General features: G+C 50.0%; 13 protein-coding genes. 8 read left to right on the forward strand and 5 right to left on the reverse strand.

Annotated elements, in window-relative coordinates:
- Positions 1 to 24: 24 nt before the first annotated feature.
- The 3 genes from SYK_RS11625 to SYK_RS11635 all read left to right on the forward strand — a co-directional run bounded on the left by SYK_RS11625 (position 25) and on the right by SYK_RS11635 (position 2,699).
- The gene (locus tag SYK_RS11625; RefSeq protein WP_281760434.1) at positions 25 to 888 is read left to right on the forward strand and encodes an HD-GYP domain-containing protein; all 864 of its coding nucleotides are present in this window, start codon (positions 25 to 27) and stop codon (positions 886 to 888) included.
- A 118-nt stretch (positions 889 to 1,006) separates the two neighbouring features.
- A complete protein-coding gene (locus tag SYK_RS11630; RefSeq protein WP_281760435.1) occupies positions 1,007 to 2,053 on the forward strand; it encodes a tRNA dihydrouridine synthase in 1,047 nt (348 codons plus the stop codon).
- Positions 2,054 to 2,063: 10 nt separating this feature from the next.
- Positions 2,064 to 2,699, forward strand: coding sequence for a cyclase family protein (locus SYK_RS11635; protein ID WP_281760436.1), 636 nt, complete (start codon positions 2,064 to 2,066; stop codon positions 2,697 to 2,699).
- A gap of 75 nt (positions 2,700 to 2,774) precedes the next feature.
- Here the strand turns inward: SYK_RS11635 and mobA are convergent, their stop codons facing one another.
- Positions 2,775 to 3,380 (reverse strand): molybdenum cofactor guanylyltransferase, encoded by a 606-nt coding sequence (gene mobA, locus SYK_RS11640; RefSeq protein ID WP_281760437.1) that lies wholly within the window; start codon positions 3,378 to 3,380, stop codon positions 2,775 to 2,777.
- Positions 3,381 to 3,408: 28 nt separating this feature from the next.
- Between mobA and SYK_RS11645 the strand changes: the two genes are divergently transcribed.
- The 5 genes from SYK_RS11645 to SYK_RS11665 all read left to right on the forward strand — a co-directional run bounded on the left by SYK_RS11645 (position 3,409) and on the right by SYK_RS11665 (position 7,977).
- Positions 3,409 to 4,296 (forward strand): alpha/beta hydrolase, encoded by an 888-nt coding sequence (locus tag SYK_RS11645; RefSeq protein ID WP_281760438.1) that lies wholly within the window; start codon positions 3,409 to 3,411, stop codon positions 4,294 to 4,296.
- A complete protein-coding gene (locus SYK_RS11650; RefSeq protein ID WP_281760439.1) occupies positions 4,293 to 4,730 on the forward strand; it encodes a DUF2784 domain-containing protein in 438 nt (145 codons plus the stop codon). The genes SYK_RS11645 and SYK_RS11650 overlap by 4 nt, the downstream gene beginning before the upstream one ends.
- Positions 4,731 to 4,805: 75 nt before the next feature.
- Positions 4,806 to 5,072: a hypothetical protein gene (locus SYK_RS11655; RefSeq protein ID WP_281760440.1), complete on the forward strand. Its 267-nt coding sequence runs from the start codon at positions 4,806 to 4,808 to the stop codon at positions 5,070 to 5,072.
- A gap of 692 nt (positions 5,073 to 5,764) precedes the next feature.
- Positions 5,765 to 6,820, forward strand: a complete 1,056-nt coding sequence (locus tag SYK_RS11660) for a GGDEF domain-containing protein (protein WP_281760441.1) — start codon at positions 5,765 to 5,767, stop codon at positions 6,818 to 6,820.
- 71 nt (positions 6,821 to 6,891) lie between these two features.
- The gene (locus tag SYK_RS11665) at positions 6,892 to 7,977 is read left to right on the forward strand and encodes a type 1 periplasmic-binding domain-containing protein (protein ID WP_281760442.1); all 1,086 of its coding nucleotides are present in this window, start codon (positions 6,892 to 6,894) and stop codon (positions 7,975 to 7,977) included.
- Here SYK_RS11665 and SYK_RS11670 read toward each other — a convergent pair.
- The 4 genes from SYK_RS11670 to SYK_RS11685 form a co-directional block, all read right to left on the reverse strand.
- The gene (locus SYK_RS11670; protein WP_281760443.1) at positions 7,965 to 8,129 is read right to left on the reverse strand and encodes a hypothetical protein; all 165 of its coding nucleotides are present in this window, start codon (positions 8,127 to 8,129) and stop codon (positions 7,965 to 7,967) included. The two genes, SYK_RS11665 and SYK_RS11670, sit on opposite strands and share 13 nt — an antisense overlap.
- 93 nt (positions 8,130 to 8,222) lie before the next feature.
- On the reverse strand, positions 8,223 to 10,808 hold the full coding sequence (locus tag SYK_RS11675; RefSeq protein WP_281760444.1) for a methyl-accepting chemotaxis protein: 2,586 nt from the start codon (positions 10,806 to 10,808) through the stop codon (positions 8,223 to 8,225).
- A 166-nt stretch (positions 10,809 to 10,974) separates the two neighbouring features.
- Positions 10,975 to 11,205 (reverse strand): competence protein ComEC, encoded by a 231-nt coding sequence (locus tag SYK_RS11680; RefSeq protein WP_281760445.1) that lies wholly within the window; start codon positions 11,203 to 11,205, stop codon positions 10,975 to 10,977.
- A gap of 4 nt (positions 11,206 to 11,209) precedes the next feature.
- Complete coding sequence (locus SYK_RS11685) at positions 11,210 to 12,634, reverse strand: diadenylate cyclase (RefSeq protein WP_281760446.1); 1,425 nt, start codon at positions 12,632 to 12,634, stop codon at positions 11,210 to 11,212.
- Between the last annotated feature and the right edge of the window lie 113 nt (positions 12,635 to 12,747).

Here is a 12,747-nt window from a genome sequence, read left to right on the forward strand (position 1 = left end):
TACCTCTGGCAGGGTGGGGACTTTGTGCTTTACACTGCCTCAGGCCAAAAATTTACCACTCGTCATCGTCAGGTTCTGCACAAGAACGGCATCAAGGAAATTTACATCCAAGGTGCCGAAAAACCACAGTACGAAAAATACATTGAGCGAAATCTGGGGAAAATCCTTCAGGATGAGAACCTGCCCATTGAGGCCCGCACCAAGATTTTTTATGAAGCCGCCAATGTGGTCATGCAAAACGTCTTTGACCGCAAACTTCCAAGCGCTCTCCGGGCCAGACATTTTGATCGCATCGCAGATGTGGTTAAAAATTCCATAAAATTCCTGGCTGCGGACAACTCTCTGTCCTCAGTGGCACCGTTCATTTCCCACGACTACAAGACCTACACGCACTGCATGCAGGTCTTTATCTATTCCGTGGCCCTGTTTCAGACCTACGAAATGAATGACCACGAAGTCTTTGAGTTTGGTCTGGGCGCACTCCTGCACGATGTGGGCAAAGCTAAAATTCCCAAACGAATTCTCAACAAACGTGGCCCGCTGACTCAGGCTGAACGTGAAATCATCAAGGAACACCCGGTTCACGGCGTCTCTATGTGCGCGCATTTACCCATGACGCAGAATACCATCAACTGCATTCTCTTCCATCATGAAACCATGGATGGCAAAGGCTACCCTTCCGGCATCAAGGGAGATAATGTCCCTATGCCCGTCCGTATCATTACACTGGCAGACATCTACGACGCCCTGACGACCAACCGCCCTTATGCCGAAGCCATGCAGCCCTATGAAGCCCTTTCGCTCATCAGAAATGAAATGCGGGAGAATGTGGATATGAAAGTCTTCAAACGTTTCGTGGCAATTCTCAGCGGCGCAGACATGATTTAACCTCTGATTCAATTCCGCCAGCCCTCCTATCTCCAGCGACATGAAGCCGTAACCGTTATATTCGGATACGCTTGGTGTTCAGATTGACAATTTCTCAAAACAGGGTGAATCCGGTGGCATGAAAGCGATGGACAAAACCATTAAACCCACACTGGCCGACCTGCTGAACCGTCCTCTCTCCATTGGAGGCAAGAAGATAGCCAACCGGCTCTGGCTCGCTCCGCTGGCCGGACTGGGGCATGTGGCCTATCGTAAGGTGCTGGAAAGTTACGGTGGATGCGGCCTGACATTCACGGAAATGTGCAGCGCCAAGGGGGTTCCGACTGAAAAGCCCTCGGTTTCCACCATGTTCAGTTGGCGCGAAGAAGAACTCGACCATCTTGTCTGCCAAATATTCGGGGCGACCCCGGAAGAAATGGCTCCTGCGGCCCGACGAATTGAAAACGAAGGTTTTTTCGGGGTGGACATCAACATGGGTTGCTCGGTGTCAGGTATCGTCAAACGCAATGCTGGAGCCGCCCTTCTAAAAGATCCTGACGCGGCATTGGCTGCCGTGAAAAGTGTGCGTCAGGCCGTCTCCATCCCTGTTTTCGTCAAATTTCGTACGGGCTGGACCCCTGATATCGGCCCTGCCGTAGAATTGGCACAACAATTCGAAGCAGAAGGCGTTGACTGTCTGGTTTTTCACCCCCGCGTAGCGCCAGACAAACGCACCAAGCCACCGATACTAGACCATATTAAAGCCATCACAGAAGCCGTATCCATTCCGGTCTTTGGCAACGGCGATGTGGTCACCCCTGAGAATTGCCTGAAAATGCTTGAAACAACTGGTTGTGCGGGTGTCTCTGTTGGACGCATGGCCATAGCTCGACCGTGGCTTTTTGCTGAATGGACTGCGGGATACACCCCGACAGAAACCTGTTTTCGCGACTATGCCTTTCAATTGGCCGATGCTCTGGACCAACATTTTAACGAAGTACATGCCCTCAAACGATACAAATTATTTACTATCTATTTCGCAGCCAACTTCACCTTCGGGCACAGCTTGCAATCCAAATTTTTGGGCGCAAAGTCCATGGACGACGTACGAGACGTCATACAAAAGTATGTCAAAACAGACATGAGACTGACCAAACGGCCTAACATGAACATCTATAGCATCTGACGAGGATTCCATGAATGTCATTGATCTGAGCCACATTATTCATACCGGCATGCCGGTTTTCCCCGGCGACGAGTCTGCCAATCTGCGGCGCACCCATTTCGTCAACAAGGACGGATTCGCCCAGACAATCCTGACAATGAGTTCACACACTGGAACGCATCTCGACACTGCGGCCCACCTTTTTGCTGACGCACCCGGTCTGGATTGGTTGGGGCCAAACAATTTTGCAGGATGGGGAGCAGTGGTGAATCTGACTAATTTGCGCACACCATTTATCGAACCGGCAGACCTCAGCATTCTCTCGGATATGGAAGGGCTGGATTTCGTCATTCTGCGAACAGGTTGGGACGTTCATTGGAAGACAGACCGTTACTACGCTGACTTCCCTGCTCTTTCAGAGACATCCGCTCGTTTCATCGGAGGGCTGGGACTCAAGGGAATTGGCATGGATACACCATCGCCTGACCTGGTGGACTCAAGGACGTTACCGGCGCACATCGCCTTGCTGGATCACGGGCTTGTTATTGTCGAAAATCTGACCAATGTCGGTGAATTGCCGGATGAAGGATTCATCTTCTGCTGTTTGCCGTTGCGGCTCAAGGATGGTGAAGGGTCACCCGTCCGTGCTGTAGGTATTACTTTTTAAAAAGTACAGGAGGCCCCGCCAGCCTCTCCTTTTCCTAAAGTTTTTATAGCTCGCTTCGCTTGATTATTCAGTTAATTAAAGAGCGAGTTCTTTGGCGAGGGCTTCGGCTTGGCGGAGGTCATCGGGGCTATTGACGTTAAAAAATGAAATTTGATCGGGATCGCCTTCTCTGAGTTGAGCAATAGGGACTTCTTTGACTTTCACTTGATCAAAAAAGCCAATAATTCGATAATTTTCAGTTTTAAGCTGGGCTTCAATGTACGGAAGACAGCGTTTGGAATATACGGCACACAATGGTTCCCGGTAGCCGTCTTCCTTGAGAGGAATAACGACATCAGCATCAGCAGTAACTTCCGCAAGCAGCCGCTTGACTAGCCCTGCCTGAACGAAAGGCGCATCACAGGCTGCAAAAAAGCCGTAATCCGCCTGTATATCGTGCAATCCGGCATGAATGCCTGTCAAAGAACTACGGGCTTCAAACCGATCCTCGGCTACAGGGAGGCCGTATTGAAGAAAATCCTCCCGATCACGCGCCGAAATCACTATTTCATGGAACAATGGACAGTAGACCGAAAGCAATCGATCAAGAATGGTTTTGCCGCCAATTTCCAAAAATGCCTTTTTCACATGCCCCATGCGGGTGCCAAGCCCGCCGGCCAGTATTATACCTGCGATATTCATGGCCGCAGGATAAATCAAGCCGGAACAAATGGAAAGAGTCCACAAAGCCGCCCTGCCTGTGTATACTGCCTCCATGTGGACAGCTTTTAAAATTTTTGCCTTTCTCTGCCTGTGTTATGCAGCAATCATCGTCTGGATGTATTTCTCCCAGCGCAAAATGCTCTATTATCCCAAACAGGAAATGACAGCCTTTCCCAATGACATTGGTCTGATGCATGAAAATGTCTGGCTGATTAACCGGCTGGGTACACGCATTCACGGATGGTGGCTGCCTCATGCCGCACCTCGCTTCACCCTGCTCTTTTCTCATGGTAATGGCGGCAACCTCTCTCACAGATTAGATACCCTGCGCATCTTCCACGATCTTGGGCTCAACGTCTTCGCCTATGACTATTCAGGCTACGGTCAGAGTCTGGGCGACCCCAGCGAAGAAGCCACGGCAGCCGATGCCCATGCCGCCTGGGACTGGCTTGTTCAGGAACAAGACGTTTCACCGGAATCCATTATTCTTGTTGGACGAAGTCTGGGTGGTGCTGTCACCGCATCACTGACCGCAAAGTTGGCAAACGACTCCCAGACTCCCGCAGGGCTTATCATGGAATCAACCTTCACTTCGGTGCCGGATATGGGAGCATACATGTATCCATGGCTACCGGTGCGTCTTCTTGCACGTTATCAATATGATAGTGCAACCAATCTCACAGGCCTCAATTTACCCGTTTTATTCCTGCACAGCCCCAACGACGATATCGTCCCATATGCGCTGGGCCGAAGACTCTACAATGACTATCAAGGCCCAAAATCATTTATAGAACTGGCAGGAGATCATAATTCCGGATTTCTCACCTCTGGCGCAAGTTACCCTGAAGGATTAACCCACTTCCTATCATCCCTTGAAAAGGATTCCGACCAATGACGAACGGCCAGATACTGATTCTGGCCGACACCATTCTGGTGACTCATTTCATTATTGCGGCCTACCTAACCTTGGGGTTGCCAATTATCTGGCTGGGAAAAGTATTTGGCCGACAATTCATTCACAACCCATGGTTTCGATATTCTCATGCAGGACTCATGGGATTTGTACTCACGGAATCTCTGATCGGTATGTTCTGCCCGCTCACGATTTGGGAAGGGAATTTGCGAAGAACCGCAGGACAACCCGCTGCTGGTCACAACGAATCCTTCATCAGTTACTGGCTCGGAGAATTATTATTCCATGACTTCAGCGAGACCGCCTATAGCGTGGCATATGGACTTTTCTTCTTACTCATTGCACTCACCTTCCTCTACATTCCGGTTCGTAAAACCGGAAAAAAATGCCGGAACAACAACTACAAAAAAACTTAACTTATTATAATATTGTACTTTTTCGATTGGTGCACGGGTTTTGCTTTATATGTTCTACCCTGCAAGGAGGAACACATGCCCGCTATCGAACAAACACAATTTCACGCAACCCACACAGATATCGTCCGTGACCGCATTCAGGAGCTCAAGGCCCGTGCCGCCGAAGGACTGGATGACGCCATGAATATCGTCGCCAAAAACCTTGGCCGTGAAGAAGCTAAAAGCGCTGAAAACCAATTGGCCGGACTGGATCAAGAATTATCCGTTCAGGATACTGCTATTCACGCTCTGGACCCACTCAAGGTTCTCGATCTCATCAGCGACCCGTTTGAAGACGACTAAGTCATTCGCCTTCCTCAGTCATGCGAAGGACGTCTTTTTTAAAGGGTGTCCGTCTTTATGCTTGCCTTTTGATAATAGTGATAATACATTGTCATAATTAGACCTTCGTCTTTTTATGTGTCTCCGAATGGTGACGAGGACTCCCCTAAAAAAAATATTCATTTTTATCTCCAACGCTGTCCGTCAGTTGCACGACTCCGACCAGTTTTATTGACTCACCCCCTTGCCTCGTTTTTCGCGACAGCGTATAAAGGAAACAAAGGCAAAGTCCCCGTGAAAGGGGTTTCGAACAACCGTTACGGAGGGTGGGAGGAAATAGAAATCGATTTCTTCTTAAACACATATGGCGAATTGAGTCGCCCTACTCACAGAAAGAGCACCGTGCGCCAAAAACAAACGCACTAGGCCGTCATAAAGTGTATATTTAGAAATGTCTGGTCCTGGTACAAAGCCGGAGAATCCGGCCAGGCGCACTTCTTTTGTGCTTTTTTGTAATCTCCCCCCTCAAGTGATCCAAAAATATCCCACGATTTTCTCTTGACAGGTTTTTCACCAATAGTGTTATCAGAACAATAATTCATTATGAAATGAGTATTTTGACTGTGGCGTGCAATGCTCAATCGCTCCTAGAAAATGAACGATTATGAACAGCTCCACAGCCCACGTAGCACTCGACATATGGCGGTTATACCATGACGAAAAACCCACTCTGTTCAGCCGACACAGGCAAAATTATCGACATCCTAAAGACCGCGGGGATTGGAGATGATCCCAATTGGATGGCTGTCATTCTGTTCGTCCGCAATCTGCTCACAAAACTCAGTGTATTTACAGATGAAAAAAAGGCTGAAATTCAACGAGAAATTTGTGCAGAAATCTTAAAAAAAGACTTCTCCGATGAGCGCTACGACATCATAGTTGCCATGCTCGACATGTATATCATGCAAAACATCGGCACTCAGGAACTTGAAGAAGCACTGACCAAGGAAAAACAATCTGCAGCACTGCTTCTTCAAGAAATGAACGACATCATCAATTCCATGCAAGGAGTAAACAAACTCCATAGTGATCGCCTGGATTCCTTTCAGGCAAGTGCAACCAACGCCATTCAAGGCGGCACCAATAAAACCGCCATTCTCAGTAGGGTACGAGGCATGTTTCAAGAACTCATCACCGAATTCAAAGACGAGGCCCGAGAACTCAATGCCAAGGCTGACCATTTCGAAAGAACGGCTAATTTTGATCCGTTATTGACCGGACTCTACAATCGTCGCGCTATGGAAACCTTCATGAACAGCGCGGTCAAGGAATGTTGTGATACATGTACGCCCTTGAGTCTGATGTTGATCGACGTGGATCATTTCAAACGGGTTAACGACACGTATGGACACCAGGCCGGTGACGATGTCCTCCGCGCTCTGGCCCGTATCCTCACAGCGCACGCCTTGCAGTATGACGGCTTCGCTGCCAGATACGGCGGAGAAGAACTGGTCATCATCATGAAAGATATGGACCTGAACAGAGCAGCCATCAAATCTGAAGCAGTCAGAGCCGATGTGGAAAACTACGATTTCCGTATCCGTACAAATGGCCAATTGTCGGAAGCCCCCCTGCAATTTACCGTCTCTGTCGGGGTAGCGGAACTACAAAAAGGGTGGAACGCCAGCTCTCTGGTCAGTGCTGCTGACTCAGCCATGTACAAAGCCAAGAACTCTGGCCGGAACAAAGTTTGCGCAGCGTCAGCATAGCCCCCCCCCACTCATCACACGGCTATCGATAGCTGACGACCACTATTCATTGTACTTACAGGTGATTACAATTGCTAAAACTAGCGACAGCTTTTGGGATTCTTTTGCTCATCCCCACGCTCGCCATCAGCGGCGAGCCCCTCGAAGTCATCCTTCTGCACTCCGAATCAAGCCCCACCGAATGGACCAAAAGTTTTGCATCAGGGCTGGAAGAAGGGCTTGAATCCATTGCTGAGGTTCACCAGGAATTTCTCGGACAGGAAGACATGGACGAAGATGATTTCGACACGGTCTTTCACCAACTGCTTCAAGCCCACCGCACACCGCTCGCAGTAGTGACAGACGGACGCATTGCGTTCGCCTTTGCTCGAAAATATGGTCAGGAATTGTTCCCTGACGCCCCCGTGATTTTCTGTTCCATCCCTCGTCCTGCACCATATATTTTGTCGTCATGTAAAAATTGCACAGGGCTGCCCGTGGAATATTCCATACAGGCAGTCGTGGACCTTATTTTCAACCTGCGCCCTGAAACACAAACAGTTGTAGGCATCGCGGACGGAACAACGCAGGGCAAGGCGCGTATGGAAGCGGTAACAAAAGCCATGTGTCCTTACATGGACAGAGCACAACTCATTTTTCCAGGTCATGAAACCGGTGATGAAGCAGGGCTGGACCTCGACGGTCTGAGCACTGTTCTATCCAGCATTCCGAGTAGGGGAGTCACGCTCTTTCTAGGATTTTCTGAAGATAGGGAAGGAGAACCTGTTCTTGATGAATCCATGGCTGCCACACTCAAAACCAGAATATCATCGCCAACATTTGTTCTGGATGACGCATTCATGGGGACGGGTATCGTCGGTGGTCTTATGATTTCAGGCAAAACTGTAGGACTCGATGCCGCCCGTCTGGTTGACCGTATCCTGCACGGTGCAAACGTTCAGGAAATGCTGCCGCAACCAGTCCATAGCGAATTAATTCTGGACGGTAAGGCACTGGCTCGATTCGGCATTTCCGCACCCGATAAAGCCACAATCGTCAACCCACCGGAAGTGGTTGCCGAAGCTGAAAACGCCATCCCGGCCAACGCGGCAGGGTGGGGCGTGGGAATAATCCTCTGCGTAGGACTTTTCTTCCTCTTCAGACGCTACAAGCCATAAATACAGGACATCTGCACCATGACCATAACCGAAACAGCCCCCCCAGCAATATAGGCCATACAACGGGTAGAGCACCTGACGTGCCTGAATATCTCTGCCATCTTGAAAGCAGAATATTCATGGGTATGTTTTTCGTGTTGAAGCCAAATCATGAAAGCGCCATCCTTTTTTATCCAATCTTACTCCGCCGGACAAACGTCTTCATGACCAACCCGTGTCGTTCAAAAAACAATCTGTAAAGATTCTCACACAGTATCAGTCACACCCCGCTTTGATGCGTCATGCCTTACGTCCACGGCCAGCACGCCAAGAACCTCCCCCTCTCCATTCCTCAAAGGCGTGGACACTGTCAGGCAATAGTCATCAATGACTTTTGAGTGATATATATTCGACACATATGCCTCACCTGTACGCAAGGGTTCATGAAACCAGTCACGGTGAGACCAGTCTGTTCCGACGCCACCCTTGAGTGTTCCAATTGGAGAATCGTGTGCCAAGGCACAATCCGTCACCTGAATACCATTCGTATCTGTGATCCAGGCTATCTCCAGGCTCGGATTCTCCCGCACAGCCCGGTGAAGAATATCCTGTTGTTGTAAGCAATCAAAACTGGCCAGCAACGGCTCCCGAGCCAACTCAGCAACTTCTTCCTGCACTGCGCCTTCACCCAAAAGCATGAACAGTCCATAGAGTTTGGACAGCGTCTCAATCTGGTCGGTCAATTCGGCGATGGCTCCTCCTGTTTCACCCACCGCCTGAGCGGTTTTGCTGGAAACAGCATCAACTTCCGAAACAGCTCTATTAATTTCTTCTCCTGCGGCTGATTGCTGACTGCTTGCGGCAGCGATAGCCTCCACCTGTTGTGTTGTGGCCTCGAAAAACTCCATGATTTCATTCAACGCATCGCCGGACTCTCCTGCCAACCCATTGGCCGAATCCACTTTTTCAGCGGCCATGTCCATGCCTCGAATGTTCTCTTGAACATCGGCCTGAATGTCGGCAATGGACCCGCCGACTTCACGGGTGGCGTCCATGGTTTTCTCGGCCAATTTGCGTACCTCATCCGCGACCACGGCAAACCCCCGTCCAGCCTCACCGGCCCGTGCCGCCTCAATGGCCGCATTCAATGCCAACAGGTTGGTTTGATCAGCAATGTCGGAAATAACCGTCATCACCTTATCAATGGAACTGGCCTTGGCTCCAAGGTTTGCGACTTTGACCTTAAGCTGCTCGGTAATGGTATGCACATCGCCAATGGAATGAACAGTCTTGCGAACCACTTCAGCCCCTTCACGGGCACGATTATGCGCCAATTCGGCGGCCTTGGACGCGTCCTCGGCATTTCCCGCCACTTCACGGATGGAACCTGCCAGTTGTTCCATGGATGTCGCGGTCTGTTCCACGCGATGACTCAGGCTGTTGGCTCCTTCCAAAATCCTGTCGGATTCACTATTCACCACCCCCGAAGCCTCTTTCATACCGGTAACAACTACTTCGAGCATACCGGCGGCCTGAAGCATACCTTCACGCTGTGCTTTGGCCGCATCGGTCCGGGCTTGCCGTTCGCTTTCGGCCTGCACCACGGCGGCTTCTGACTCTACAGCACGAGACTGGGCCAACTCGGAAGCGACTTCAGCTTCCTGCATCTTATCACCCAAAGTATGCACCATGCATTCAATCGCTTCCTGAACCTGCTTCAATTCACCCTTAAATTCCCCTGATGCCACGGCATCCAGCTCTCCCTCAGCCACCTTACCCGCGTATTCACGAAGCCCATTGAGAGGACGGAGCAGGGCGCAACGGAGAAAAATCAATGTCACAATGAGGATGCCTACCGCAGATGAACCAGCCACAATAATGGCCGCATTTTCAAGATTGCTGATTGAGGCCAAGGCTTCGGAAGCATCTATTTTTACGACCAATCCCCAAACAGTGTCACCCACCGGGACGGGCGCATAGCCTGCCAGAACTTCATGACCGCGATAATCTATCGCATCCATACTGCCTTTTTCGCCTGCCAACCCCTTACGCGCAGGTAACGTATCCATGGCACCACGCCGAGGAGACGCAAAGGAGGCCTCAACGCTGTATTGTTCAACATCAGAATAGAGATCGGACCGCATGAGCCTGTCCTGACCAACCAGATAGGCTTCACCGGTCTTTCCCATGCCAGCCCGAGGACTCATGACCGCATTCACGCTTTCTACAGGAATACGGAGCATGGCCACCCCTTCAATCTCTTTTCCATACCGCCTGATCGGAGCAGCGATAAACGCACAAGGCTGACGTTCCAAAGGAGAATAGGGGTGGAAGTCGACAAAGACCGTTTCTCCAGCGAGAGCACGTTTCCAAGCCTTCTGGAGCCGACTTCTGGAAAGGTGACCTTTGGCAATATCTTCGCCAAGCTCACTGCCACGGGTAACAGAAAAAACAATGTGTCCTGTATCATCCACTATCAGGGCATCGGCATATCCACGAACTTTAATCCAAGGAAGAAACTCGGCAGACACCCGTTTTAAAGCATGGGCATAATCCTCGTTGCTGATATCCATCTTCCGCCCAGGCTTGGCTTCATAAAAAACGATGTCCCGCAACCGGACCAATGCGCTGTAAACGTATCGGGCCTCGGAATACATGGTGATGTCCTTGCTCCAAGTCTCTGTCAATACATACAAATCATGAAGCTTGGCCTCCTTAACCGAAGCAAGCTTGCTTCTGGCCTGATCCTTCAGACTCCCGGACGCGGTATACAGACTGTATCCAACCATGCCTCCTAAGGGCAGAATGCCTATAAGCAAGCAGAAAACGAGCATTTTCACACTGAGTTTCATTATCTCTCCTTCCGTAACTGTCCGAAGACTTCGGACAGGGAGAGCAAAACCTACTCTTCAATCACGTTAAATCGACACGATTTGTGACAAACACACGACCGCAGTGTGAAAAATATCCGACCTTTGTGTGACAAGATGAATGGTAATCATTTCAGTTTGAAATGATTCAGGACGAAAAGAATATGGCATAGAAAACAGCCATGCCCCAGACAAGACAACAGAGACAACTTGTGGCGGGAATCATCCACCATTTCAATTGCACAGCCTTGCCGCGGAATTTGAAGGAACCACAACAGCGAAACAACGATAAGATCATCTGCATAAGCAGGCCGGAGACGGCCAATGCAGGCAAGGCAAGGACCCAGAAAATTGGGTCGGATATCCACATACCGGTCATCAGGTCAGCTCATCACCCATTCTGCCAACAGGGGAGGGCGGGCAAAACCACGAATCTGCTGAAAATGACATAAAGCAGTCAGTTCCACACCATTTTTAATAATGGAAACAGGCCGGTCGGACGAAACCACAACCACCACGATATCCTCATGTTCAGCCGTGAACCTCAATGCCGAGTTAAACCGCGCACCACGCGCCCTGTTCTCACCGGGAACGGATTGGCCATCCATAAGACAACCAAAGCCGTAGAGTTTCAGATCTCGTCCAATATGCAGTGCGCCGTCCAATTTTGCCAGTGAACAGGCGAGCTTGAGCTGACTGCTTTCCTGAAGGTCCAACGGCTTTTCAAAGTGCTGACCCGCTGTCTTCAAAAAGTTTGTACCCGCGTCTACGATCAACGTGCACCCATGCTTGCGGTCACGCACCCGGTTAACCATATGCGAAATGATATGGAGCAGGCCGTGTTGCTCCTCCATGTTCAAATCGGTCTCCAACAATTGTTCTTCAAGCTGAACCAGATTCGCCTTGAGATTGGAAGAATGGAAACGACCATCAGAAAAACTGCACACCAGATCATCCTTGATCCACAAAAATCCATGGGTGCCGCTGAATTGTGCTGCCAGATACGCTCCCGGCATGGGACCAATAGCTATGCCAAGCACGGTGGAACCGTCCGAGACCAAAACGCGCCCGGAAAATTCAACGGCCTGTAGCAGCTTACGCACATGTTTGGTGTCGGAAAGACTTGGCTGTTCATGCAAAGGGAATCGGCAGATCATGCGTACCTGATCGAGCTGACTCGGCTCAACTACCACGATACGACCTCTGGGCCATGCACCTTCTTCCTTGGTGCCGGACACGCCCATAATAGCGTCCAAAAACGGGTAAACACGTATCTGCGTATCCAACCACCCCAAACGACTGCGTTCATCCACAATAAAATTCCGAATGGCATGATTGGCACAATGCTGCAACATGAACCCGGCTATATCCAAACCCATGACATTGCACGTTTCAAAATTCTGAGAAACCAGCTCTGCGGCATACTCCAACCAATTTGCGGTCGGTCCCAACGAACACATATCCGGATGTTCCTCGGTAAACCACATTTGATAATGCATAGGACGAGAACGTGCTCCCAGAGTGATGATACCTGACAGGTCCAGTCCGGCCTTGTCAGAATCAATAATCTCCAATTCCTGACCTTCCGGCGGTTCTCCCCGCCATTTATTGGAATACAGATAGTAATCCCGAAGCTTAGGTTCGTGACCTTCCAGCAGATTTTGCGGATCACATATACGAGGAGGAGCGTCACCGCTCTGGGCGTACACAACTGCGGCTCGACTTGGGGGTGAAAAATGCGACAACCCTTCGCGAAGTCCGTCCAAAATATGGAATATACAGATATTCTCGAATGATGCTTCAGGCATTACCGACTCCAACTGTCTCAGTGGCTCCCCAAATGGGATTCATGGAAAACGGTAGGCCAAAAGTCTCAAAAATGTCCAGAACGAACCCGGAAAACTCTCTGTTTGGGTAAAAA

It is taken from the genome of Pseudodesulfovibrio nedwellii (assembly GCF_027923765.1).
GTDB classification, from domain to species: Bacteria; Desulfobacterota; Desulfovibrionia; order Desulfovibrionales; family Desulfovibrionaceae; genus Pseudodesulfovibrio; species Pseudodesulfovibrio nedwellii.

Excerpts from the sequence above, each read along its gene's own strand:
- SYK_RS11685 (WP_281760446.1), bottom strand. The coding sequence starts at position 12,634 with ATGCCTGAAGCATCATTCGAGAATATCTGTATATTCCATATTTTGGAC.
- SYK_RS11650 (WP_281760439.1), top strand. The coding sequence starts at position 4,293 with ATGACGAACGGCCAGATACTGATTCTGGCCGACACCATTCTGGTGACT.
- mobA (WP_281760437.1), bottom strand. The coding sequence starts at position 3,380 with ATGAATATCGCAGGTATAATACTGGCCGGCGGGCTTGGCACCCGCATG.
- SYK_RS11670 (WP_281760443.1), bottom strand. The coding sequence starts at position 8,129 with ATGATTTGGCTTCAACACGAAAAACATACCCATGAATATTCTGCTTTC.
- SYK_RS11680 (WP_281760445.1), bottom strand. The coding sequence starts at position 11,205 with ATGACCGGTATGTGGATATCCGACCCAATTTTCTGGGTCCTTGCCTTG.
- SYK_RS11630 (WP_281760435.1), top strand. The coding sequence starts at position 1,007 with ATGAAAGCGATGGACAAAACCATTAAACCCACACTGGCCGACCTGCTG.
- SYK_RS11660 (WP_281760441.1), top strand. The coding sequence starts at position 5,765 with ATGACGAAAAACCCACTCTGTTCAGCCGACACAGGCAAAATTATCGAC.
- SYK_RS11655 (WP_281760440.1), top strand. The coding sequence starts at position 4,806 with ATGCCCGCTATCGAACAAACACAATTTCACGCAACCCACACAGATATC.
- SYK_RS11645 (WP_281760438.1), top strand. The coding sequence starts at position 3,409 with ATGGAAAGAGTCCACAAAGCCGCCCTGCCTGTGTATACTGCCTCCATG.
- SYK_RS11675 (WP_281760444.1), bottom strand. The coding sequence starts at position 10,808 with ATGAAACTCAGTGTGAAAATGCTCGTTTTCTGCTTGCTTATAGGCATT.
- SYK_RS11635 (WP_281760436.1), top strand. The coding sequence starts at position 2,064 with ATGAATGTCATTGATCTGAGCCACATTATTCATACCGGCATGCCGGTT.